This window comes from Arthrobacter sp. 05N429 (genome assembly GCF_056397045.1).
Genome location: NZ_JBFTMQ010000018.1, coordinates 16,667 through 40,435, shown reverse-complemented (window position 1 = coordinate 40,435; position 23,769 = coordinate 16,667). Strand labels below are relative to the sequence as shown.

Sequence of the window (23,769 nt, the reverse complement as noted above, 5' to 3'; positions counted from 1 at the left end):
GGAGCCAAAGCAAATCAGCGTTTCCGCGACTCACAACTCCACCAGCAGGAACCCCACCCTAATCCGGCACGCTAATCAGCGAACCATTTTTCAGGCTGTTCAGAAGGGGGTCGGTCGCTATCTTTCCGCATCAGCGGCGGCGACTCGAATAACAATACACGCCCCCAGCACCCCACACAAATCCACCCCCACCACCCCACCCACACCCCCAAAAACCCCGCCACCACACGGAACCCCGCACCCCAACAAGCCCCCCGCCGGCCAAAACCACAACCCAGGGCTTTTGTGCGGTGCGTCACTTGTCCCGGCCTGCGCCCGACTGCCGCCCAGCAGCGGGGCCGCCGCCCGCCGTCCGGCCCTAAACGCGAAAAGGGCCGGCAACCAAATGGTTGCCGGCCCCTCTTCAAGCCACTGGCTTCAGGAGTGCTGAATTACCAGGAAGACTTCGTGATGCCCGGGAGCTCACCGCGGTGAGCCATGTCGCGGAAGCGAACACGGGAGATGCCGAACTTCTGGAAGGTACCGCGCGGGCGGCCATCGATGATGTCGCGGTTACGCAGACGTACCGGTGAGGCGTTGCGGGGCAGCTTCTGCAGGCCGAGGCGAGCGGCTTCGCGAACTTCGTCGGTCGAGTTGGGGTCAACCAGAGCCTTCTTCAGTTCGAGGCGCTTTGCAGCGTAACGCTCGACGATGACTTTACGCTGTTCGTTCTTAGCGATCATTGACTTCTTAGCCATGTGTTTAGCGCTCCTCTCGGAATTCGACGTGCTTGCGGATGCGGGGGTCGTACTTCTTCAGAACCATACGGTCCGGGTCGTTACGACGGTTCTTACGCGTCACGTAGGTGTAACCCGTGCCCGCGGTCGACTTGAGCTTGATGATCGGACGTACGTCCTTGTCCTTAGCCATTAGAGCTTCACTCCTCGTGCCAGGATGGCGGCTACGACTACGTCGATGCCACGCACGTCGATGGTCTTGATGCCACGTGCAGAGACCTGCAGGGTGACATTACGGCGCAGGGACGGAACCCAGTAGCGCTTCTTCTGGATGTTCGGGTCGAACCGACGCTTGTTGCGTCGGTGCGAGTGCGAAATGCTGTGTCCAAAGCCCGGCTCGGCTCCGGTCACCTGGCAGTGTGCTGCCATGACGACTCTCCTCAAAAATAAATGAAACGGTTGCGGAGTTCCCGCGTAACCGTGCGACAGGCGGCGTTCGCATCCAGCTCCCACAGGTTTTCGGTAGTCCCGCAATGCGTAGGCATACGGCGTAAACCGGCTGCCTTCAACACTGGGGCGAAGATTTGTGGGCCACGGTCACGGGGCGGCGGAACCTTTCGGAAAGCCACTGCGTAGTACCGGGATGCTGGGCGAATACAGGAGTGCACGCAACTTGAGCCCCTAACTACCGGCCTTCAGGACTGCCAATATTGCAGACAGATCCCGCCAACCGGAGCAATTGCACACGCTCCGCGCCACCTAGCGCCTACCAAGTCTACGAGCTTGACGAATTAAAGGCCAATCCGGTATCCGGCGGTGTATAAGGGGCGACCGCGGGTCCGGACCGAAGTCACAACGGCGCCCTAGCGGTTTCACAGCCAATTGATAGGCGCCGGGCGGACCGTGGAGCCATGAACTCCTCTCTCCAGCTGGCTGTGCCGGCAACGCGGAACCGGACGCCCGTGGGGCCGCCGTTCCGCCGCCAGGCCCGGAGCCGCTTGCTCCGGGCGGACCTGTTAACCGTGATTGCGTGGGCTTCGGTGTCCTTTGCCGTTGCGCTGTGGCTGGCCGACGGCGGCGCCGCCGGCTTCTCGACGCCCGCCGGCTCTTTCACCGCTTTGGGGATCGTCGCCGGCCTTGTCGGCATGGACCTGGTCCTGCTGATGTTGCTGCTGGTGGCCCGTACTCCGCTGATCGACGGCGCTGTCGGGCATGACCGCGCCCTTGAACTCCACCGGAAACTCGGCAAACCGTCGCTTTACCTGCTCCTCGCGCACGGAGCCCTGGTCGCGATCGGTTACGGCATGACTGAAGGACTCAATCCGGTCGGTGAGCTCGTGGCGCTCTGGGTCCTGGTCCCCGATATGTGGCTCGCCATCGTGTCCATCGGGTTGTTCATCGCCGTCGTGGTCACGTCTGTGGTGACGGTCCGACGCCGGCTGCCGTACGAGTTCTGGTACGTCGTCCACCTGTTGACCTACGCGGCCGTGCTGACCGCGATCCCGCACCAGTTCAGCGTCGGCGGCCTCTTTGCCGAGGGCACCTGGCAGCGCTGGTACTGGCTCGCGATCTGTATCGCCACCGGCGCTGCCCTCGCCCATTACCGCGTGCTGGAGCCGCTGGTGGCCACGGCCCGGCACCAGCTAAGGGTGAGCCGCGTCGTCCCGGAGGCTCCCGGCGTCGTCAGCATTGAACTGACAGGGAACCACCTCGACGAACTGACGGGCAGCGGCGGCCGGTTTTTCATCTGGAGATTCCTCGCCCCGGGGATGTGGTGGCATCCGCACCCGTTCAGCCTCTCCACGGAACCCGTGCTGTTCGATTCCTCGGGCCGGGGCAGGCTGCGGATCACGGTGCGCAATCTCGGCCGCGGCTCGGCACAGCTGGCACGGCTGAAACCCGGGACCAGGGTGGCCATAGAGGGACCCTACGGGCTCTTCAGCACGGCCGCCCGCAGCCGGGAACGCGTCGTGATGATCGGAGCGGGCATCGGAATCACCCCGATCCGGGCCCTGCTGGAGCGCACTCCCTTCGAACCGGGCAACGCAACGGTGCTTCTCCGCGGCCACAGCGAGGCGGAACTCTATCTGGGGGACGAAGTCCTGGAACTTTGCCGCCGCCGCGGGGCGACCCTGTTCCACCTCACCGGCCCCCGGACCGTGGGCCAACACAGCTGGCTGCCGGAATCGGCAGTTCATTCAGGACACCGACTGGCCAGTTACGCCCCGGACATTGCCGACGCCGACGTCTATATCTGCGGCCCGGACGCCTGGGCACGCAGCGTGATCACTGCAGCCCGCGCGGCCGGTGCCCGCGAAGAACAACTCCACTACGAAAGGTTCGACTGGTGAGAATACGAGCAGCGGCTTCAGCAGCATTGGCCTCCGCCGGGATCCTTCTGGCTGGCTGGCAGTCCGGCGCGCACGTCGCAGAGACGGGGAGCACGGCGGCGGCAACGTCAGCCGCCACTTCGTCCGGGGCAGCGTCCGGGACGTCGTCCGGTACGGGAGGGAGCAGTACCAGCGGATCGTCGGGATCCAGCGGATCCTCTGGTTCCTCGGGAACAGCCGGCAGCGCCGGGGCCGCGGCGCAGGCCGCCGGAACGTTCGCCGGCAGTGCGGTCCAGACCCGTTTCGGCACCGTTCAGGTGCAGATCACCGTGAAGGCCGGTGCGATCACGGACGTCACGGCGCTGCAGTTGACCGACGACGACCGCAAGTCCGTGCAAATCAGCAACCGGGCAGCGCCGCTGCTGCGTGCCGCTGTCATCAAGGCCCAGTCCGCCCAGGTCCGGACGATCAGTGGTGCCACCGTCACCAGTGCCGCCTATCTAACCTCGCTCCAGGGAGCCCTCGATGCAGCCAACCTTTAAGCCTTCGCCCGCCGGGCACCCGGCGCACAGTGCCCCCAACTTCCCCGCCCTGAGGAGCAGGACCTTCCAGTGCATGGGGACGGTCATCAGTCTCGCCTTGCCGGTTGGCAAAGCGCCGCTGGACGACGGCCAGGTCCTGGAAGGCGCCACGGCCGCCGTCGAACGCGTGTTCGCCGGCTTGGACGAAATGTTCAGCCTCTACCGCCCGGATTCCGAGGCGAGCCGGCTGGCCACGGGCGAGGTCACGCTCCGGGAGGCCTCGGCGCCCTTCCGTGCCCGCTTTGCGGAAGCCACCGGGTGGGGGCTGCTGACCGAGGGGTGCTTCACCCCCGAGCGGCCCGACGGCGTGCTGGACCTCTCCGGAATCATCAAGGGTTACGCGATCGGCCAGGCAGCGACGGCACTGCAGGACATCGGCGTCGAGGACTGGTGCCTGAACGCCGGGGGCGATGTGCTGGTGAGCGGTTCGCCGGCGCCGGGAACCGGGTCCCCGTGGCTGGCCGGCGTCGTGGACCCGCTGGATCGCGGGGCGCTGCTCTCGGGCTTCCCCCTGGGCGGGACGGGCCGCTTCGCCGCCTTGGCGACGTCCGGGACCGCGGAGCGTGGGGACCACATCTGGCGGGCCGGAGTCGGCCGCACGGAATTCCGCCGCTCCGAGTTCCGCCAGGTGTCGGTGGCAGCCTTGGATATCGTCACCGCGGACGTGCTGGCGACGGCCATCGTAGCCGGCGGGAGGCCTATGCTGAACTGGGCCACGGACAGTTGGGAAATCGAAGTGCTTGCCGTGCTCGGCAGCGGGGAACTGCTCGCGACGCCGGGATTCCGGGCCTAGAGGTGGGTGAGCCGGGGGTAACGCGGCGTCAGGCCGTCCCCGGATGACTTACCCGTGACCCTGCGGACCACCCACGGTCCGGCGAACTCGCGGACCCAGCGGGCGTTGGCGCGGAGTGCTTCTGCCCGGCCCAGCTCCGGTACGGGGGTCATGGGCGGGACGTCGATCGAGTGGTCGTGCTCCAGGACGGTGAGGACGCGCTTGGCCATGTTGGCATGGCCGGCGGGGGACATGTGCATCCGGTCGGTCGCCCACATTCCCCAGTCGTAGTACTCGCTGAAGCGCCAGTAGTCCACCAGGAGGGCGCCGTGGTCCCCGGCGATTCCGCGGACCAGTTCGTTGTAGATGGCGGTGCGGCCGCGCGTCGTGCCGAAGATCTTCGAGCCGCGGGAGTCGAAACCGGTGAACATCACGATGGTTGCGCCGGTGGCCTTGAGCTTGCGGATGCCGGCGTCGTAGTCCACCAGGAGGTCGTCGATGTCGACCTTGGGCCGGAGGATGTCGTTCGCCCCGGCGTAGATGCTTACGACGGTGGGATTCAGGGCGACGGCGGCATCGATCTGTTCGGCCATGATCTGGCGGATCTTCCGGCCGCGGATGGCGAGGTTCGCATACCCGAAGCCCGGATCGGCGGCGCCGAGCTGCTCGGCCACCCTGTCCGCCCAGCCCCGGACACCGTTGGGGCGGGTGGCGTCGTCGTCGCCGACGCCTTCCGTGAAGGAATCTCCAAGGGCTACATAACGGGACGTGAAATCCATGGTTCCAGTCTGCCAGCAGTTGCCCCAAGCAAACAAAGCAGGGCAGCCGGACGCTACTCGCGGATCCGCACCGCCGATTCACGCAGGTACTGCTCCACCCGGGTGTACGCGTCCCGGGTCAGGGCCTTCCAAAGGGCGATGGCCAGGCGCGGGTTCGTGCTTTCCAGCTCGGCAATTGCCTCCGCGCTGAGCACCATAAGCTCCACCGGCCCCATGGCCCGGACCGTGGTCTCCTGCCGGCTGCCACTGCCCAGGGCCAGCTCGCCAAACGTCATGCCGGCGCTGAGGGTGTTGAGTTTGACCCGCGCTGCGCTGGGTCCCGGGGAGGTGCTGCTGACCTTGCCTCGGGTGATGAAGTAGACCCCGCCGAACCGCAGCCCGACGCGGCGGATGACGTCGCCGTCGTCGAACGATTTTGGGGTCATGAGGGCTTCCAGCGCGGCGGCATCGGCCGCGTCCAGCGGCGACAGGGCGGGCGACGCGGTGACCGGCACGTGGTCCGGCAGCAGCATCCGGTTCCCGTAGCGTTCCAGCAGGCGGTTTTCGCAGTATTCGACGGCGGCGTTACGGCTCGAGAAGGACGCCACTGGGTGCTTGGCGGACGGACCCAGGCTTTCGGCCACCGACCCGTCAGCCTCGATCAGCACCAGCTCCCGGCCGGCGCCGGAGAGTCCCTTCCGCGCCGATTCCAGCATGCGCAGGGCAACCTCGCTCACCTGGTCGGTGCGGCGCAGGTCCAGGACCACCAGTTCGACGTCGTCCTCAAGGCTGCTGAGTTCCCGGACCATGGACTCGGTTCCGGCGAAGAGCAGGTCGCCGTTGAGCTCGATCACGCGGGCACGGTGGCCGTGTCCGCGGAGGACGTCCGCGGCCTCGTCATTGCGGCGGATGCCCGAGGGTGTCTCGGTCACGTCGTATGCGGCGAGGATCGCGGACCGGCCGGTACGGGCGGCGCGGACGAAATGCAGTTCCATGTCCCGGGAGAGGCGCTGGGCGGTGGCGAGGCCGCGGACGCTGCTGCCGTGCTCATCCAGTGGGGGCGAGTAGACGGCCAGGCCCACCTGGCCGGGCAGCACTGCGATGATCCCGCCGGCCACACCGCTCTTCCCCGGCATGCCCACGCTGCTGATCCATGCACCGGCGTCGTCGTACATGCCGGACGTCATCATGACGGACAGCACGCGCTCCACCGGGCCGATCCCCAGCACCTGTTTGCCGCTGAGCGGATTCCGGCCGCCGTTGGCGAGGGTCGCGGCCATGATGGAGAGGTCGAAGCAGTTCACCAGGACGGAGCACTGGCGGAAATAGTCCTCAAGGACCGGCGTCGGGTCCTCTTCAATGATGTTGAACGAGCGCAGCAGGTACGCGAGCGCCGTGTTGCGGTGCCCGTGCTTGAGTTCGGATTCGAAGACGCTCTCGCTGACCGAGAGCTGACGGCCAGCGAAGGCGGAATACGTGCTGAGGATCCGTTTGAAACCGGACTGTCCGCCGGAACCCCTGATCAGTGAGGTGGCCGTGAGGGCGCCGGCGTTGATCATCGCATTGGCGGGCCGGCCCGTTCCTTCGGCCAGGGAGATTTCGTTGAAGGAATCTCCGGACGGTTCCACGTCCACTTTGGCGTCGACTGCCTCGTTGCCGAGGTCCTCGAGGGCCAGCCCGTAGGTGAAGGGCTTGGAGATGGACTGGATGGTGAATTCCTCGCGGGTGTCCCCGATTTCGTACACCGTGCCGTCCACGGTGGCGAGGGCGATGCCGAAGTTCTCCGGATCCACGTTGGCCATGGCCGGGATGGTGCTGTAGGGCTTGCCGTCCTTGAGCTGGGCGATCTCGGCGTGGATCCGGCGCAGGTAGCTGTCGATCGGCGATTCCATAGTGCCAACACTAGGCGACGCCGTGTGGGGCGGGGCGTTGGGGCGGCCGCTAGGCCTGCTTGCTCTCCCGCAGGATCCAGTGGTCCTTGTCCAGGCGGCCCACGATCTTCTCGCCAATCCGGGCGAGGTCGGCGACGTCGTCCTCGCTCAGGGCGTCGAGGAACAGCGAGCGGACCGCCTCGACGTGGCCCGGGGCCAGCTCCACGATGGTCTCCATCCCCGCGTCGGTGAGATGCGCCGTCGTGACCCGGGCGTCCCCCGGGTGCGGACGGCGCTCCACCCAGCCGCGGGTCTGCAGCTTGGTGACCACATGGGAGAGCCGCGACAGGGAGGCGCTGGTGCGCGCGGCCAGTTCGCTCATGGGCAAAAACCGGCCGTCGGCCTCGGAGAGCATCGCCAGGACGTTGTAGTCGAAGAGGGAGAGCTTGCGCGCGTGGTGCAGCTGCGTGTCCAAGGCTGCCGGAAGCAGGGTGTTGATGCTTACCTGGGCCAGCCAGGCCCGGCGTTCGTCGGCATTCAGCCAGCGCGTGTCAGTCATGGATACAGTCTAGGAGACTTGAAGATTGACGGTTCAACTTCGCAGGATTCTGTGACAAAAGATTCCCGTCTGTGCCCTGAGGGCAGGCGGTAGGCTGACCGTATGTATGTAGTCTCCTTGACCTACAAGGTCCCCGAAGAGATCGTTGACTTCCATCTCCCGGCCCACGTCACGTGGCTGCAGGATGCCTTCGACCAGGGCATCTTCTTGGTCGCGGGCCGGAAGATACCGCGCACAGGGGCGTTATTACTGTCCAACGCGGACCGCGGCGCCCTGGATGCCTCGCTGGCCAAGGATCCGTTCTATGTCAACGGTGTGGCCGAATTCGACGTCGAGGAGTTCCACGCGAGCCGGGTGGCCGCGGGCTACGAAAACCTTCTGGACAGCTGAGCCGGCAGCCCCGCGCGCTGAAGAACAGTTCAGGCAGCGGGGATCTTGGCGGTCAGCTTCTTCAATCCGGCCTTTGGCGGGACCCTGACCGGCTCCGGCCAGCGCGGGGTGAGCTGGTCTCCCAGCGTGACGCCCCGAAGCTTGCGCCCGAACAGCGGCAGGACCCAGTCATGGACCCAGCGGCGCTGCCGGCGTTCCCAGTCCCGGAGGCCAAGTTTCACCGGCGGCTCCCAGTCCCTGGGCGTGACCTTGTGCGGAACCCCGAGCTGGTCCAGGACCTGGCCGGCGAGATACTTGTGGCCCGCCTTGGACATGTGCAGACGGTCTGAATCCCACATCCGCGGATCGTAGAAGGCATCGAAGCACCAGTAGTCCACCAGCACGGCCTCGTACCTGGCCGCCACTTCGCGGACCCGCTGGTTGTAGACGGCGTTGCGCCTCTTGAGGGGTTCCAGCAGCGCCGAGACCCGGACATCGAAACCGGTGAACAGCACCACAGTGGCCCCGCTGGCGGCCAGCCTGGCGACGAGGAACTCGTAGTCCTTCATTAATGCGTGGATGTCGGTGCCGATATCCAGGATGTCATTTCCGCCGGCGTACAGGGTGACCAGCGTCGGTTCCATGGCCAGCGCTGGTTCCAGCTGTTCCGCGATGATGTGCCGCAGCCGCTTGCTGCGGATGGCGAGGTTGGCATACTCCCACCCCGGATCCGCCCTGGCCAGCCGCTCGGCCACCCGGTCCGCCCAGCCGCGAACCCCGTTGGGCAGCCGGGCACTGTAGTCCCCCACCCCCTCGGTGAACGAATCCCCCAGAGCCACATAAACGCGCCGCCCATGAGCACCCGGGGCAAGAAGGTTCTCAGCCATGGCCCCACGGTATCCAGCCCACCCGGCCAGCAGGGGACAGCGGGGTAAACGGCAGGAACACAATCCCAAGCAGACCGCACGGAGGCCGCGGGAGGCCTTCAGGGAAACAACGCGGAGTCACCTACGGCCCATCCCGGCGGGGGCGGGCGGTAAGTGACCCCGCGTTGCAGTTGACGGAGCCGGAGCACAAAGGGGACCTAACCACACGTCCGCTGCCGGTGCTTTGCAAAGGAGCGCATCGCCGACCAGAGCCGAAAGAGGCCGCCCCCGGCCGAAGGAGGCGGCGGGAGGTGTCTAAGCGACGGCAAAGCGCCGGCGCCGGGCGGAAGCCCGGCAGGAGCAGCGGCTGCTGCCGCAAGCCCGGCAGGAACTGCGGGAGCGTTAGAGAGAAACCGGCAAAAACTGCGGGAGCGTCGCCTAGAGCTCGGCCTTCCCCTGACGCCAGTACCCCATAAACGCGACCTGCTTCCGGTCAATCCCCACGTCCCGCACCAAGTACCGGCGCATCTCCTTGACCACGCCCGCTTCACCGGCGATCCAGGCGTAGAACGGCATGGCCCCGGCGGGCTTGTCCGGATTCCGGCTGGCGCTGATCGCAGCGGCGTCCATCCGGGCCGGGGTCTCCCACAGGATGTCGCGATCCACGTTGACGTCCTCGGGCTCGGGGCCGGCGGCGGGCTCCGGGGTCGAGCGGAGCCCCACCCAGCCCGGGAGCGTCACGGCGGCCCGCACCGCCTCCTGCAGCAGCTCGCCGTGCGGACGCGACCGGCCGATCGCCGCGCCGCGCGCAAGCCAGGTGATCTCGACGTCGGCCGCTGTTGTGATGCCCTGGAAGTCGCCGGCCTCCGGGACCTCCAGGATGGCGTGGCCGCTGACGTACGGCGGCAGGCTCTCGAGGATGGCGCTGATGGCGGGAACTGCCGTCTCGTCTCCGGCCAGCAGGATCCGCTGGGCCAGGCCCGGACGCCATTCGATCCCGGAGTAGGTTTCGGCCGTGGCGCAGTGCGCAGCCCGGTTGTTGGGTCCGATCAGGGTCAGGGTGTCGCCCGGTTTGGCGTTGAGGGCCCAGTTGGCCGCCGGTCCGCCGTGGCCGGCGTCGTCAAAGTGCAGCACGAAGTCGACGTCGAGTTCCGGGTAGACGGCGTCGAGGCGTTCCTGCCGCACGGTGTAGGTGCGCATGGAGCCGCGGGTCGCAGGATCCATGGCCAGCCACTCGCGGTACCAGCCGGTCTGCTCCATCCGGAACTCCGGCAGCGGCAGCGCGGTGCCGTCGGCGGCCAGCGAGGGGATCATGAGTTTGATGCGCAGGTCCAGGGTGCTGCCGCTGACGCCGAAGTCTCTCAGCGAATAGCCGCCGAAGGTGACGCGCCGGAAGTTGGGGCCGAGCTGCTGGACCGCCGTGACCTGGACCTCGAAGGCCAGGGTCATGGGTTCCGTGGCTGGCGAGCTCTCGAGGGCCGCCGGGGCATGTTCCGTTGCGCGGTTCTTGGCAGTCATGGGACCAGCTCCAGGGTTGTGGTTTGTGGGGAATCAGCGTGGTGGCGGCCCAGCGGGATGATCAGGGGCGCACCGGACACCGGATCGGGGAGCACCCGGGACTCGAGGCCGAAGACGTCGCGGACCAGTTCCTCGGTGACCACGTTCCGGGCGGCTCCTTCGGCCACGATACGTCCGCCCTTCATGGCGATGATGTGGTCCGCGTACCGCGCGGCGAGGTTGAGGTCGTGCAGCACAATCGCCACGGTGGTGCCGCGCTGCCGGTTGAGGTCCGTGATGAGATCCAGGACCTCCACCTGGTGGGTGAGGTCCAGATAGGTGGTGGGCTCATCCAGCAGCAGCACTTCGGTTTCCTGGGCCAGGGCCATCGCGATCCACACGCGCTGCCGCTGCCCGCCGGAGAGTTCGTCGACGTTCCGCCCGGCGAGTTCCAGCGTTTCGGTAGCGGCCATCGCCTGCTGGACCGCGCGTTCGTCCTGCGCCGAGCCGCCTGCCGGCCGGGACCGGAAGAAACCCTGGTGCGGGTAGCGGCCGCGGCCCACGAGGTCCCGGACGGTGATTCCGTCCGGTGCCGTGGGGTGTTGCGGGAGCAGGCCCAGGGTGCGGGCGACTTCACGGGCCGGACGGCTGTGGATGTCCCGGCCGTCCAGGGTGACGGTGCCGGCCGCGGGCTTGAGCAGCCGCGCGAGGCCCCGGAGCAGGGTGGACTTGCCGCAGGCGTTGGCTCCGACAATTATGATCACCTTGCCCTCGGGGATGCCGGCGCTGAGCCCCTCGATCACGGTCCGCTGATCGTATTTCAGCGTCAGGCCGGAGGTCTGAAGGGTGGCCATCTCAGGCGTCCTTTCGGTTGGAAGTGACGAGCAGCCAGAGCAGGAACGGGGCGCCGAGTGCACCGGTGATGACACCGACCGGCAGGACCGTTCCGTCCAGCAGCAGCGGTGCGATATTGGCAGCGACAAAGTCGGCGCTCAGGACGATCAGCACGCCGGTCAGGGCCGAGGCCGGCAGGCTGGCTTTGCGGACGAATCGGCGCGCGATCGGCCCGGCGAGGAACGCGACGAACGCCACGGGCCCGGCAGCCGCCGTCGCCGCCGCGGCGAGTCCGACGGCGGTGATCACGATGGCCAGCCGGGCCGCGCCCACCCGGACGCCGAGGCCGGCGGCGGTGTCGTCACCGAGTTCGAGGATGCGCAGCGGGCCGGCCAGGAGCGCGACGGCGGGAACAAGGACCAGCAGTGCGATGCCGAGGACTCCGGCCCGGTCCCAGGTGGCGGAGTTGAGCGATCCGTTGAGCCAGACCAGGACGTCGGCGGCGGTGCGGATGTCCGTCCTGGTCAGCAGGAAGCTCACCACGGCGTGGAGGGCCGCGGCGATGCCCACCCCGGCCAGGATCAGCCGGCTGCCGGCGGCGTCGCCCCGCTGCCCGCCGGAACCGAACGATCCGCTGCGGGAGATGGCGTAAATGAGGGTGGCTACGGCCAGAGCGCCGGCGAAGGCGGCCCCCGAAACCACGGCGCCGGTGGCTCCGAAGACGACGATCGCCGTCACCGCCGCGGCGCTGGCGCCGTAACTGATGCCGATCACGTCCGGGCTGGCCAGCGGATTGCGGAGCATGGTCTGGAACAGCGAACCGGACAGCCCGAACGCGGCCCCGATCAGCGTTCCCACGACGGCGCGCGGCAGCTTGTGCTCCATCACGATGAAGCTGGCGCCGGGGATCTTCTCCCCGCCGGTAAGGTGCGCGCCCAGGATCCGGAAGAAGTCCGGAATGGTGACGGTGTAGCTGCCCAGGAGCACGCTCGCGGCGAAGAGCGCCACGACGGCGACGGCCAGCAGCACCGTCCGCCAGTGTTGCGCTATCAGTTTTGGTCGCTCAGCCGAGGGTTTGGCGACGGGAAGTGATAGGTCAACGGAGGTTTTGGTTTCGGCGAGTGTCATAGCCCGGCCCCCTTGCCGCGCCGGACCAGCCAGACGAACACCGGGGCACCGATGAGCGCGGTCACGATCCCGGCAGGCACTTCACCCGGAAGCAGGATGACGCGGCCGATCACGTCGGCGGCCAGCAGCAGGGCCGGGGCCAGGATCAGCGAGAACGGCAGAATCCAGCGGTAGTCGGGGCCGGTCAGGAAGCGGACGGCGTGCGGAATGACGAGGCCCACGAAGCCGATCGGCCCGGCCAGGGCTGTGGCTGATCCGCAGAGCAGGACGATGCCCAGGGCGGTGACGCCGCGGGCCGGCCCCACCCGCTGGCCCAGGCCTCGGGCGATGTCGTCGCCGAGGGCGAGGTTGTTGAGGATCCGGCCCGTGGCGAGCACAATCGCGGCCCCCAGGAGCAGGAACGGCAGGGCCGGGAGGATCACGGACCAGTCGCGGCCGGCGATCCCGCCGACCTGCCAGAACCGAAAACGGTCCAGGGTGTCCCGGCTGGACACCAGGATGACGTTCATCAGTGAAAAGAGCCCCGCGCTCAGGGCCGCGCCCGCGAGGGCGAGCTTCACCGGCGTCGCACCGTCCCCGCCGAGCGACGCGACCAGGTAGACCAGCACCGCGGCGGCCGCGGCGCCGACAAACGCGAACCAGATATAGCCCGTCAGCGAGGACACACCAAACACGTAGATTCCGGTGACGACAGCCAGCGCGGCCCCGGCGTTGATGCCGATAATGCCCGGGTCCGCGAGGGGATTGCGGGCAACGCCCTGCATGGCCGCCCCGGCGAGCCCGAGGGCGCCGCCCGCGAGCAGGCCCAGGACGGTGCGCGGAATCCGGGCGTGGACCACGGCGTGGTCACCGCTGGCCGGATCGAACTGCGTCAGCGCCCGCCAGACGGTTTCCAGGGCCAGGCCCCGGGCGCCGACCGCGAGCGACGCCGCGGTTACCAGCGCCAGTACGACGACGGCGGCCAGCAGCCAGAGCGCGCGCGGGCCCCGGGCGGGGGCGACCGGGGCCACGGCGATCGCCGGGGAAGGCCGGGCGGCTGCGGAGGCTGCCGTCGTCGTAAGTGGGCTCATGGTCCGGTGGCTACTTCGCTGCCTTGTCCGCTGCGGCGGCGAGGTTCGGCAGGAAGGTGTCCAGGGACCACGGCAGGCTCAGCGGCGAGGAGGCGGAGATGGACAGCGTCAGGGTGTTGTCCGTGTCCGCGACGAGGGCGCCGTTCTTGACCGCAGGGATCTGCGCCATCAGCGGGTCGGCCTCGACGGCGTCGGCTGCGGCCGCGTCGGCGACCCAGGTCACGAAGATGTCCGAGTCGAGTTCGTTGGCCTTTTCGGCGGACCACGGGATGTAGAACTCCTTGGATCCCTTGGAGTTTTCGTCCACGACGGAAGCCTGCGTCATGCCGATGGAGCTGAGGAACCGGGGGCGGTTGTCATTGGCGGTGTACAGGCTGATCTTCTCGGTGGCCGCGGGGTCCAGGTTGCCGTAGATGAAGGTCTTGCCGGCGAGCTGCGGGTACTTCGCGGCCTTGTCCTTGATGGTGGCCTCGGTGTCCGCGACCAGCTTGGTGGCTTCGGCTTCCTTGCCGAGGGCCTTGCCGATGATCGTGGTGGAATCCTGCCATGAGGTCCCGTAGGCCACCTCGGGGTGGGCCACGACGGGGGCGATCTCGCTGAGCTTCTTGTAGTCCTCTTCGCTCAGGCCGGAGTAGGCGCCGAGGATGACGTCGGGGTTGAGCTTGGCGATTTCGGTGAAGTTGACGCCGTCGGCCTCGGAGAACTGGGCCGGGGCCTTGTCGGAACCGAACCCGGCGCCGAGCTTTTCGAGGGCGGCGTCCTTCCACGGGGTGGAACCCTGGTCGTTGCCGCCCCATTCGTTCTTCGGGACGCCTACCGGAACCACGCCGAGGGCAATCGCCACATCGTCATTGACCCAGGAAACAGTAACGACGCGCTTCGGCTGTTCCTTGACGATCGTCTCGCCAAACGCGTGCTTGATGGTCACCGGGAAAGCGGAACTGGCCGACTGGCTGGGGGCATCTGCCGCGGTCGAGCTTGCCGGGCCGGTGGAGCACGCGGTCAGCGAGAGGGCGACGGCGGCCAGGACAGCAGTCGCCTGGCCCGTGGCGCGGAGGAATCGGCGTCGGGGCAGGGCGGTGCTCGGGGCAGGGAGAGGCATGGGATTCCTTAGGTCATTGATGCGAACCTAAGTAAGGCTAGCCTACCCTTGGCGCAATTAAGCAAACCTTTCGTAACGTAATTGCCAAAATGGGCTTGACGTCCCGCTTAAACAACAATGCGGGGTCACCTGCGGCGCATCCCGGCGGGGAATTTGGGCTGCAAGTGATCCCGCGTTGCGGCGGTCCCGTGGCGGGGCGAAGAGGCGCCCGCCCGCGGTCAGCGGAGGACGATGTCCACCGGGTTCGCCTCCGAGCGCCAGGTTCCCTCGGATCCGGGCCGCGGGCCGATCACGGGGGCAGTGAGCACCCCGGAGCGGTTGGTGCGCTTGTCACGCAGAATCTCGGTGACGGAGCCGAGGTGCCGGGACAGGTCGATCACGTTTTCCGGCGCGGCCAGGAGCAGCTGGAAGCCGAACTCATGCAGGGCCTTGATGCCGGCGCCGGCGAACTCCTCCGAGGCCAGGACAAAGGCCTCGTCCATCATCACCGTGCCGTAGGTCGTGAAGCCTTGCTCGGCGATGCCCAGCTGGTAGCTCAGCGCGGCGGCCATGATGAAGGCGGTGAAGCGCTGCCGCTCGCCGCCGGACATGGAGCCGGTGTCCGCGTGCATAAAGACTTCGGTCTTCTTTGAGCCCTTTTTCGGGCCCTGCACCTCGCGGTGTTCCTTGCACTGGATGAAGAGGTGCCCGCGGACGTCCAGCACCTCGGCACGCCAGCGCCGGTCCTCGGGCGTCTGCGAGCCGAGCCGCTTTACGAGCGTTTCGAGCGACTTGTAGCGGTTGGTGAGCTCGGCGTCGTCGTCCGTGTCCAGGCCGGCGGACGGCGCGGCAGCCTTCCCCGGGCGGGCGTGCCGGACCTTGAGAGCGTTCTGGATGGCGTCCTTGAACTGCTTGGCCGTGGCGGGCAGGGTCTGCTTGATGTCAAGTTCCAGGAAGCTGCCCTCATGGAAGTTCACCTCGGACAGGATCCCGTTGAGCGGCAGGATGCGGCTGGTGATAGAGCGGCGTTCCTCATCCAGCAGGTGCAGCAGGGTGGAAAAGGATTCGTGCGTGCGCTGGTTGAAGAACTGCCGGAATTCGGCCTCCTGCGCGGGGAGCCCGTCGCTGACGATGGCGTGATAGCGGGCCTCGAACTCCCCCGCGGCGCCGATCGAGGTGCCGTGGTCCGCGGAAATCGATGTTCCCCACTCCCGCACGAAGCCCTCGAAAATGCGGGTGAGCCGCTCCGAGGTGGCCTGCCCGCGGGATTCGGCAGCATGCAGCTCGGCGAGGAGCCGGGTCCGGACCTGGTTGGCGAGGTTGTCCAGCTCGTGCATTTCCAGGACGTCGCCGAAACCGGTGAAGTACGGTTCCAGTGCCGTGACGGTGGCGTCCGACGGCGGCGACTGTTCCAGGCGCGCCCGCGCGGCGTCCAGCAGCGAATCGGCGGTGGAGAGCTGCGAGTCGACCGCCTTGTATTCGCTTTGCAGCACGGCCGCGGCCTCGGTGCTGGACTGGTGCTTGTGCCGCGCCGCTTCGATGTTGGCGCGCAGCGGTTCGAGGTCGGCCTGCGCAGCGAGGGCGTCCTTGAGCCGCTGCTCGATCCGGGCGAGTTCGTCCGCGGCCACCGCGGCCGAGACCTGTTCCCAGGGCCGGTGGTCCTCGGCCACGCGGCGCAGGGCTTCCAGCTGCCGGGTCATCCCCTGGTGCGATTCTTCCCGGCTTTGCGCGAGTTCAGCGGCCTTGGCCAGTTCCTGCTGCAGGTCCTCGACCTGTGCCGCCACGAGCTCCAGCTTGGAGGCGTTGTCGAAGCCCAGGACGTAGTCCTGCCGGCCGGTGAAACGGTCGTCTTTTTCCACGGTGTGGCGATTTCGCTTGACCACGCCGCCCAGGCTCAGGCCCTTGTCCAGCCGGGCCAGCTCGTCCGGGTCCTCCACGCACGGGTAGGCGAAATCGAGGGCGATCCGCTCGCGGATCCACTCCCCGGCCTCCGCGCTCGGTCCCATGGCGAGGATGTCCAGCTTGGTGAGCAGATCGCCGTCGGCCACGTCCTCCACGGCCAGCGCCCCGCCGGCGAGCGGCTTGGAGACGTCCACCGCGCGCAGCGCACCGCGGACCGAATGGTCGTTAAGGTACCGGGTGACGGCGGCGAAGTGCTCGCCGGGGACCAACAGCGTCGTGGCGAGGCTGCGCAGCGCGCGCTCGGCGGCCGGCCGCCACTGCTCCTGGCCCTCGGCGAGGTCGATCAGCTCGCCGCCGAACGGCATCTGCTCCTCGGCGACGCCCGTGGCCGCCGCGATGGCGCTGCGGTTCTCAATGCTCGACGGCGGCAGCAGTGACTTGCGCGTCTTGAGCGAGACCAGCTCCTGCTGGGCAGCCGCAAGCTCCCGCTTCCTGGTCGCATGGCCGTCGAACGCCTCGAAGCGCAGCTCCTTGAGGGCCTCCGAGTCGTCCTTCAGTTCGGCCGAGCGGGCGGCCGCGTGCTCGTGCGCCTGCTCCCAGCCCGCCGCGGTCCACTCGAGTTCCAGGCCGGCGTCGGAGAGTGCCTTGCGCGCGGATTCCTGCACCTGCTGGCGGAGTTTGAGCCCCACCCGGGCGTTCTCGAGCGACTGTTCGATCGCGGAGATCGCATTGCCGCCCTGGTTGTTGTAGTCCGCCTCGAGCTGACGCAGGTCCTTGGCCAGGCCGTCCCGGACGCCGCGCTCGGCGCCGAGTTCCTTGGCCTTCGCCTGGGCCAGGTCCTTGAACCGGGCCAGCGTTTTCTCGTGGACGGTGACGGCCAGCTGCTGCCTGTACGCCTCGAACTCCTCGCCGGCCAGCTCCCGGAGCCGGTTCGCGTCGAGCAGGGACTGGGCATAGTCCTTGTTCAGCCCGGGCACTGGTGCCAGCTGGTCGCGCTGCTGCCGGACGTCCTCCAGGCGCTGCCGGATGGACATCAGGTTGCTGAATTCCTCGACGACGTCGTCCGCGGCGGCCAGCGTGGCGGGCGCGTCCAGGACCTGGTCGCGGAAGAAGTTGTTGACGCTGCCGCCGAGGCCCTTGCCGGCCTGGATGACGCGCAGCAGCGGCAGGGCCTGGTCCGAGTTGATGCCGAGCAGGCGCCGGAAGCGTTCCGCGAAGGCCTTGTGCACGTCGAAGATCTGGGCGTCCGGGAAGATCGCGTCCAGCGCCGACTTGGTGAAGCGCTTCTCCGCGATGCCCTCGATCGCCGCGAGATCCAGCGGCTTGTTGTCGATCAGGTAGTACCGCCCGACGCTGGACTCCGTGCCGTTTTTGGGCAGGTCGAACAGCGCCGAAACCGTCACCCGGGTGCCCGCGGCGTTGTCGAACGTCAGGGCGACGGCGGACCACGTGGCGCCGGGGCGCTGGAACGCGCTGGCCGAGCCCTCGCCGACGGCCTTGTCCCCCACCTTGCCGCGCATGTACGTAAACGTTGTCCGTTTGTCCTCCACCGCGCCGCCCGCGCGCTGGGCCGCGGCCTCGTTGGAACGAGGCCGGGCATCGAAGACCCGGAGCATCGCGTCGAACAGCGTGGACTTGCCGACGCCGGAATTGCCTGTGAGCAGGGTGCCGTTGCGGTCCACGTGCATCGTGTGGGCGCCGTGGAAGGTGCCCCAGTTGACCACCTGGACCAGGGCCAGGCGCATCTGGCCGGGGTTGGTGAGCTCGCCCATGGGCAGCATGGTTGCGATGCTCACTTGGTTGCTCCGTCCGTAGTTGCCTCAGTCGTGGATGCGTCCGACGGCGACGGCGATGCCGCCCCCGCCCCTGCGCGGGCGGCATCGCCGTCGTCGTCTTCGTTTGTCAGGTCGCCTTGGGCGACCGTATCGGCATCTGTGTCGTCGTCCGGGTCGTCGCCTGCGGAAGCTGTCGCGTCGCCGTCGAGCTCCAGCAGAGGCTCCGTGCCGGACTGGTCGGTGCTGGCTGCGACGAGGGCGTCGATCTGGGCGGGGATGTCGCCGATGTTTTCGAAGGGGAGGGCCAGGGGGAGGGCGTTGGAGATCGTGAAGACCTCGTCCAGGCCGGTGGTGAGGAGCAGTTGGCGGGCCAGGAGTTTGGTGATGGCTCGGGTGACGACGTCGGAATCGCGGAGCGCGTCCTGTTGGCCCGAGGGCTGGTAGTGGGCAACGAGTTCGGCGATTTCCTCGCGCGTGATTGTGGGGTCCGTCTGGGCTGTGACGTGGCGGTCCAGGAGGAGGCGGAGGCGGAGCAGCACGATGGTTTCGACGCGGCTGAGTGCCCGCTGCTGGCGCAGGATGCTGGAGCGCGTGCTGCCGCCGATCGCCTCGGGGTCCACGGGGCGCAGCACGGCCACCTTGCGTTCGTGGTCCAGCTGCAGGGTCAGGAAGAGCTCGGAGAGGCGGCTGCGCAGGATCAGCTGGTTGTCCAGCAGGGTGGTCCAGAGCTTTTCGTCCCGGCCGCCGTCGATGTACGGGCCCTTGAGGAGCTTCACCAGGGCCTGGCGGACCTTCATCGGAAGCACGCCGGTGTCCGCCGGGAACAGTGCGGCGCCGTCGACGAACGTGTCCCGCGGGGTGACCGTGAAGGGGTCGGCGTGGACGTGTTCGGCATGGCCGGCCTCCGGCTCTGCGTGGGGGTACTCCGGCTCCGCGGCCTGCGTGTCGTGGGAAGTTTCAGTCATCTTCAGTCCTTCTTGAGCGTGACCACCGGCAGGTACGCGGTGCGCGTGGAGCCGTCGATCTGTTCGAAGTCGAGAGTGTCCCAGGCGTCGCGGTCAAAGCCGGCGCCCTCGTGCAGGGCGTGGGAGAGCAGGGCGCGGATCGAGTTGATGTGGCGTTCCCCGTCCGGGAGCTGCGCCCAGGCCTCGGCCAGGGTGGTGGCGCCGACGAACGCGGTGCGGATGGCCTCGGGGCTGGCTTTGCCGGTCCGCGGAGAGCGCACCCGGTCCGAGTCGCTGAAGGCAATGGGGTCGGCCAGCTTGGGCGGGGCCGCAAACTCGTCGGGGTCGAACAGCTTGACCATGGCCAGGGACTCGAACCCGGCGTTGAACAGCACCGGGCCGCGGATCAGACCGGGCCGTTCCCGTTCGTACGGCAGGGACCGGATGGCCTGCTCGGCCTCCCGCAGGACCTTGCGGAGCCGGACGGACTGGCGGAAGTCGTCGCTCTGGACGTACGTATTGAGGCTTTCGCTGAGCTTGCCGTAGATCCGCTGGATCTGGCTGTGCTGGGTCCGGAGCTCCGCCACCAGGTTCTTCAGCGTCTCGCGTTCGTCCTGGCTGAGGTCGTCCGCGAACTGCCGGCTGAGCACCTCGCCAATCGCCGACCGGAAGCGCAGCTGCTGCTGCGGGTCCTCCAGGAACGCCGTGAACGATCGGAAGGTCCTTCCCTCGGGGCTTTGCCGGAGCCGCTTGTCCGCTTCCAGCACCTGGGCCATGGTGGCGCCCTTGCTGAGGGACTCCTCGATGATCTGGTTGCGGAGCTCGCCCACCAGCTCCTCGATCCGGTCACGCATCTTCTTGTAGTCCGCGGGCAGGCTGGCGGCGAGGTCCAGGATGTTCCCGGCGGCCTCCACGGCCTCCTCGTCGTCGAGCAGCCCGTCAAAGTCACCCGAGCTGATGTCCTCGATCAGCTGGCGCCGTTCACCGATTTCCTCTTCCAGGGACTCCAGCCGGGCGCTCTGGTCCGGGTTGGTCTCGTTGGCGAGCTTCTCGACGTCGCCCAGCAGCGTGCCGAGCCGCGAGCCGTTGAGGGTGGAGCGTTCGCTGGAGAGGCTGTCGAGGAACGCGAGAACGCGGGCCGCGGGTTCGGTGACTTCGTACACGATCTGGCCGGACTGGTTCCGCCGTGTCAGGAAATTCTTCCGGGTCCACTCGTCGCCGAACGTCTTCCCGTTGGCCGAGCCGCCCAGCCCGGGGTCCTGGCGCCGGAGCTGCTCCAGGAAGGAGTCGACGTCGGCGTGGAACTGTTCCAGCGGAAGCTGCGGCCGGGTTCTCGTAAACGACGCCTGCAGCACGGCGATCACCCATGGCGCCGAGCGGGTCAACGCCCAGGCGGGACCCTTGGTGAGGAGTTCGAGGTCCCGAAGCCTGGCGCTGATGGCGTCGGCGGAGGACAGGGCGGAACGGGACACGCACTCTCCTTCAGCTGCCGTGGGGTCTGGATGGGGCAGCGGATTCGGAAAACTGCCAGCTACAAGGTTAACGCAGGCCCCGGTTTGCATTCATCGTTGTGCGCCGTTCGCTTCGGGAGCAGACTATGAACAGCACGTGAGAGGAGCCAGCGATGAGCAAAAAAGCAGTACTGATCACGGGGATAGCGGCGGCGGCCGTCATCCTGGGCGGCGCAACAGTCGCGGTTGCTGCCAGCACCCAGACCGCCGCGCTCCGGCTTCCAGACGCCGGCGTTGCCTCCGTAAACCTCGACCGTTCACTCCGGGCGGACACAGCCGAGGCACCAGGGCAGGACGACGATTCCAACCTGCCGGCGCTGAGCGCCGCGGATGCGGACAAGGCGGGCAGCGCCGCCCTCGCCAAAGTCGGCCAGGGCACCGTCACCGAGGTGGAACGGGAGAACGAGGGCGGCTCCGCCTACGAAGTGGAGGTGCGGCTGGACGACGGCACCCAGGTTGAAGTCCAGCTCGGTTCCGACTTCCAGGTCCTGAGCCAGGGCGCACCCGAGCGCGACGACGACTGATCCACGGGTTGGGCCGGTTGCAACGGGCGGACCGTGAGGTTTCCGCGACCGGTCCGTGACCTACGCCCCGGTAGCATTTCGATCCCGTATCAAGAGCCCCGGCACGGGCTCTCGACTCTGGCTAGCGCTCTTCCCCCACCCTACGCTCGGGCTACTGATTCAGCCGAAGCAACGGTGCAGGAGGAAGAATGCAGTTCGACCTAAGCGCAGTGGAAACAGCAACGCTGGTGTTCATCGGAACGCTGGTGTTTGCCTTGGTACTGACAGTGTTCGTGATGACGGCGTCGTTCGCTGCCCTGGTGCTGGTGGGCGTCGGCCGGCTCGCCTGGCTCGTCGCGGCGAACATCCTGCTGGGGCTCGTCCACGGCATTAACCACGCCTGGGACCGGCTGGTCCACCACGCCTCCACCGTGGAACTTCCGGGCGACTTCGCCGGAGACTTCGTCGGGGATATCGCGGCCGAAATTATGGGCCAACCGGCCCCTAGTACCGGCACCTACCCGCGGGTAGTATTGCGGGACAGCTGAAGGGTCCTCCACCCACGGCGGATCCAGGGCTCGAGCCGGTAACCCCGGTTAGAGGAGATGCCCGATGAGCTCCGCCGTTGAGAATCCAGCCACTGACAACCCGGCCGACAGCCCCGCCGCTGAGGTCCCGGTCCCGCCCGGGACGTTTGGCCACGATGCCACCGCTGCCGACGCGCGGGCCATCGCCGAAGCCGCCCGCGAGACCACCTGGGACCGGCCCAGCTTCGCCAAAGGCCTGTACCTCGGCAGCTTTGACCTCAGCCTGATCCACCCTTGGCCGGAAGCCCCGGCGGACGACGTCGAACGCGGGGATGCGTTCATGGCCCGCCTGACCGACTACTGCCGCACCATGTCCGGGCGCACCATTGAGCGCGATGCCCGGATTCCGGACGACTACCTCCGGGGGCTGGCCGAGCTGGGGGTCTTCGGCATGAAGATCCCCCGCGACTATGGCGGGCTTGGCCTTTCGATGGTGTACTACGGACGGGCCCTGGCGCTGCTGGGTTCCGTCCATCCCAGCCTCGGGGCGTTGCTCTCCGCACACCAGTCCATCGGCGTTCCCGAGCCCGTAAAGGTCTTCGGCACTCCGGCGCAGAAACAGAAATACCTGCCGCGCTGCGCCGCCGGCGCCATCACCGCGTTCCTGCTGACCGAACCCGACGTCGGCAGCGACCCCGCCCGGATGGGGGCGACCGCTGTCCCTTCCGAAGACGGCGAGTCCTACGTGATTGACGGCGTAAAACTCTGGACCACCAACGGGGTCATCGCCGAACTTGTGGTGATCATGGCCGTAGTCCCCTCCCGCACCGACGCGGACGGAACGGTTCACAAAGGCGGCATAAGCACCTTCGTCGTGGAGATGGACTCCCCCGGCATCACGGTGGAAAACCGCAATGCTTTTATGGGCCTGCGCGGCATCGAGAACGGCGTCACCCGCTTCCACCAGGTCAGAGTGCCCGCGGCGAACCGGCTGGGCCGTGAAGGCCAGGGCCTGAAAATCGCCCTCACTACGCTCAACACCGGCCGGCTCTCCATACCCGGGCTCTGCGTTGGCTCCGGGCGGTGGAGCCTAAAGATCGCGCGCGAATGGTCCAGCGCCCGCATTCAGTGGGGCCGGCCGGTGGGCCTGCATGAGGCCGTGGGCAAGAAGATTGCCTTCATTGCGGCCAGCGCTTTCGCCCTGGACGCTGTGTTTGAGTTGTGCGCCGAAATGGCCGACGCCGGGCAGAAGGACGTGCGGATCGAGGCGGCCCTGGCGAAGCTGTGGTGCACCGAGATCAGCTGCCGGATCGCCGACGAACTGGTCCAGATCCGCGGCGGGCGCGGCTTCGAAACCGCGGACTCGCTTGAGGCCCGCGGCGAGCGCGCCGTGCCGGCCGAGCAGCAGCTCCGCGACCTGCGGATCAACCGGATCTTCGAGGGGTCCTCGGAGATCATGAAGCTGCTGATCGCCCGCGAGGCCGTGGACGCGCACCTCGCGGCCGCCGGAGACCTCGCCTCCGAGGACGCCAGCCTGTCCGACAAGGCCAAGGCCGCAGTTGGCGCTTCCGGCTTCTATGCCAAGTGGCTTCCGAAGCTCGTCGCCGGGGCCGGCATGGACCCGCGTTCCTACAGCGACTTCGGCCGGCTCGCCAAGCAGCTTCGCTTCGTCGAGCGCTCCTCCCGGCGGCTGGCCCGGCAGACGTTCTACGGGATGGGGCGCTGGCAGGCGAAGCTCGAGCACAAGCAGGCGTTCCTGGGCCGGATTGTCGACATCGGGGCCGAACTGTTTGCCATGGCCGCTTGCTGCTCCCGGGCGGAAATGCTGCTGCGGACCGAGCCGGAGAAAGGGGCTTCCGCCTACGAACTGGCCGAGGCGTACTGCGAGCAGGCCCGGGTGCGGGTGGAGGAGTACTTCGACCAGCTGTGGAGGAACACCGACGACGGCGACCACGTACTCGCCCGCAATGTCCTCGCCGGCGACTACGAGTGGCTCGAGGCCGGAGTTCTGGACCAGTCCGAAGGCACCGGCCCCTGGATTGCCGACGCCAGTCCCCGCGCCTCGGTCAAGGAGAACCTGCACCGGAGGTACCGCTGACACGGGGCCTTCCCCCGTTATGCACGCCGCAAACGAATAGTAAGCATCCTTGCTACCTCCTGCTGCCCGTGGTTAGG

22 protein-coding genes are annotated in these 23,769 nt (G+C 67.7%); 7 read left to right on the top strand and 15 right to left on the bottom strand.

The features are described from left to right. Positions 1 to 431: 431 nt before the first annotated feature. The 3 genes from rpsN to rpmB are packed head-to-tail and all read right to left on the bottom strand — an operon-like array spanning position 432 to position 1,145. Positions 432 to 737, bottom strand: coding sequence for a 30S ribosomal protein S14 (gene rpsN / locus AC1DF4_RS18660; RefSeq protein ID WP_026266887.1), 306 nt, complete (start codon positions 735 to 737; stop codon positions 432 to 434). Between the two features lie 4 nt (positions 738 to 741). Then, entirely contained in the window at positions 742 to 909 is a 168-nt protein-coding gene (gene rpmG / locus AC1DF4_RS18655) for a 50S ribosomal protein L33 (RefSeq protein WP_011693743.1), read from the bottom strand. Next, positions 909 to 1,145 (bottom strand): 50S ribosomal protein L28, encoded by a 237-nt coding sequence (rpmB, locus tag AC1DF4_RS18650; RefSeq protein WP_011693744.1) that lies wholly within the window; start codon positions 1,143 to 1,145, stop codon positions 909 to 911. The genes rpmG and rpmB overlap by 1 nt, the downstream gene beginning before the upstream one ends. Before the next feature lie 482 nt (positions 1,146 to 1,627). Between rpmB and AC1DF4_RS18645 the strand changes: the two genes are divergently transcribed. The 3 genes from AC1DF4_RS18645 to AC1DF4_RS18635 all read left to right on the top strand — a co-directional run bounded on the left by AC1DF4_RS18645 (position 1,628) and on the right by AC1DF4_RS18635 (position 4,420). Then, positions 1,628 to 3,067 (top strand): ferredoxin reductase family protein, encoded by a 1,440-nt coding sequence (locus AC1DF4_RS18645; protein ID WP_476914264.1) that lies wholly within the window; start codon positions 1,628 to 1,630, stop codon positions 3,065 to 3,067. Continuing rightward, a complete protein-coding gene (locus AC1DF4_RS18640) occupies positions 3,064 to 3,588 on the top strand; it encodes an FMN-binding protein (RefSeq protein WP_476914263.1) in 525 nt (174 codons plus the stop codon). Before AC1DF4_RS18645 ends, AC1DF4_RS18640 begins: the two co-directional genes overlap by 4 nt. Before the next feature lie 73 nt (positions 3,589 to 3,661). Beyond that, a complete protein-coding gene (locus tag AC1DF4_RS18635; protein WP_476914268.1) occupies positions 3,662 to 4,420 on the top strand; it encodes an FAD:protein FMN transferase in 759 nt (252 codons plus the stop codon). Here the strand turns inward: AC1DF4_RS18635 and AC1DF4_RS18630 are convergent. From AC1DF4_RS18630 to AC1DF4_RS18620, 3 genes are read right to left on the bottom strand one after another with little or no spacing between them, the layout of a single operon-like run. Beyond that, positions 4,417 to 5,178: an SGNH/GDSL hydrolase family protein gene (locus AC1DF4_RS18630; protein WP_476914262.1), complete on the bottom strand. Its 762-nt coding sequence runs from the start codon at positions 5,176 to 5,178 to the stop codon at positions 4,417 to 4,419. The genes AC1DF4_RS18635 and AC1DF4_RS18630 overlap by 4 nt on opposite strands. A 53-nt stretch (positions 5,179 to 5,231) precedes the next feature. Further along, positions 5,232 to 7,049 carry a glutaminase A gene (gene glsA / locus AC1DF4_RS18625; protein WP_476914261.1) on the bottom strand — a complete coding sequence of 606 codons (1,818 nt, stop codon included), beginning with the start codon at positions 7,047 to 7,049 and terminating at the stop codon, positions 5,232 to 5,234. Positions 7,050 to 7,098: 49 nt separating this feature from the next. Beyond that, positions 7,099 to 7,587 (bottom strand): MarR family winged helix-turn-helix transcriptional regulator, encoded by a 489-nt coding sequence (locus AC1DF4_RS18620; RefSeq protein WP_476865649.1) that lies wholly within the window; start codon positions 7,585 to 7,587, stop codon positions 7,099 to 7,101. A gap of 102 nt (positions 7,588 to 7,689) precedes the next feature. On the opposite strand from AC1DF4_RS18620, the gene AC1DF4_RS18615 reads away from it, so the two are divergent. Continuing rightward, a complete protein-coding gene (locus AC1DF4_RS18615; protein WP_441405159.1) occupies positions 7,690 to 7,977 on the top strand; it encodes a YciI family protein in 288 nt (95 codons plus the stop codon). A gap of 29 nt (positions 7,978 to 8,006) precedes the next feature. On the opposite strand, the gene AC1DF4_RS18610 is transcribed toward AC1DF4_RS18615, so the two are convergent. From AC1DF4_RS18610 to AC1DF4_RS18570, 9 genes are all read right to left on the bottom strand, one after another. Further along, entirely contained in the window at positions 8,007 to 8,843 is an 837-nt protein-coding gene (locus AC1DF4_RS18610; protein ID WP_476914260.1) for an SGNH/GDSL hydrolase family protein, read from the bottom strand. A gap of 417 nt (positions 8,844 to 9,260) precedes the next feature. Next, positions 9,261 to 10,271: a siderophore-interacting protein gene (locus AC1DF4_RS18605; RefSeq protein WP_476914267.1), complete on the bottom strand. Its 1,011-nt coding sequence runs from the start codon at positions 10,269 to 10,271 to the stop codon at positions 9,261 to 9,263. Positions 10,272 to 10,336: 65 nt separating this feature from the next. After that, entirely contained in the window at positions 10,337 to 11,173 is an 837-nt protein-coding gene (locus tag AC1DF4_RS18600; RefSeq protein ID WP_476914259.1) for an ABC transporter ATP-binding protein, read from the bottom strand. Between the two features lies 1 nt (position 11,174). Continuing rightward, positions 11,175 to 12,281, bottom strand: coding sequence for a FecCD family ABC transporter permease (locus tag AC1DF4_RS18595; RefSeq protein WP_476914258.1), 1,107 nt, complete (start codon positions 12,279 to 12,281; stop codon positions 11,175 to 11,177). Continuing rightward, complete coding sequence (locus tag AC1DF4_RS18590; protein ID WP_476914257.1) at positions 12,278 to 13,351, bottom strand: FecCD family ABC transporter permease; 1,074 nt, start codon at positions 13,349 to 13,351, stop codon at positions 12,278 to 12,280. The genes AC1DF4_RS18595 and AC1DF4_RS18590 overlap by 4 nt, the downstream gene beginning before the upstream one ends. A 10-nt stretch (positions 13,352 to 13,361) precedes the next feature. Further along, the gene (locus AC1DF4_RS18585) at positions 13,362 to 14,453 is read right to left on the bottom strand and encodes an iron-siderophore ABC transporter substrate-binding protein (protein ID WP_476914256.1); all 1,092 of its coding nucleotides are present in this window, start codon (positions 14,451 to 14,453) and stop codon (positions 13,362 to 13,364) included. 218 nt (positions 14,454 to 14,671) lie between these two features. Continuing rightward, positions 14,672 to 18,130 (bottom strand): ATP-binding protein, encoded by a 3,459-nt coding sequence (locus tag AC1DF4_RS18580; protein ID WP_476914255.1) that lies wholly within the window; start codon positions 18,128 to 18,130, stop codon positions 14,672 to 14,674. After that, complete coding sequence (locus AC1DF4_RS18575) at positions 18,127 to 19,074, bottom strand: DUF4194 domain-containing protein (RefSeq protein WP_476914254.1); 948 nt, start codon at positions 19,072 to 19,074, stop codon at positions 18,127 to 18,129. The genes AC1DF4_RS18580 and AC1DF4_RS18575 overlap by 4 nt, the downstream gene beginning before the upstream one ends. A 2-nt stretch (positions 19,075 to 19,076) precedes the next feature. Continuing rightward, on the bottom strand, positions 19,077 to 20,525 hold the full coding sequence (locus AC1DF4_RS18570) for a DUF3375 family protein (protein WP_476914253.1): 1,449 nt from the start codon (positions 20,523 to 20,525) through the stop codon (positions 19,077 to 19,079). 152 nt (positions 20,526 to 20,677) lie between these two features. On the opposite strand from AC1DF4_RS18570, the gene AC1DF4_RS18565 reads away from it, so the two are divergent. The 3 genes from AC1DF4_RS18565 to AC1DF4_RS18555 all read left to right on the top strand — a co-directional run bounded on the left by AC1DF4_RS18565 (position 20,678) and on the right by AC1DF4_RS18555 (position 23,692). Continuing rightward, positions 20,678 to 21,088, top strand: coding sequence for a PepSY domain-containing protein (locus AC1DF4_RS18565; RefSeq protein ID WP_476914252.1), 411 nt, complete (start codon positions 20,678 to 20,680; stop codon positions 21,086 to 21,088). Positions 21,089 to 21,276: 188 nt separating this feature from the next. Then, a complete protein-coding gene (locus AC1DF4_RS18560) occupies positions 21,277 to 21,615 on the top strand; it encodes a hypothetical protein (protein ID WP_476914251.1) in 339 nt (112 codons plus the stop codon). A gap of 64 nt (positions 21,616 to 21,679) precedes the next feature. Then, positions 21,680 to 23,692 (top strand): acyl-CoA dehydrogenase family protein, encoded by a 2,013-nt coding sequence (locus AC1DF4_RS18555; RefSeq protein ID WP_476914250.1) that lies wholly within the window; start codon positions 21,680 to 21,682, stop codon positions 23,690 to 23,692. Positions 23,693 to 23,769: the final 77 nt, after the last annotated feature.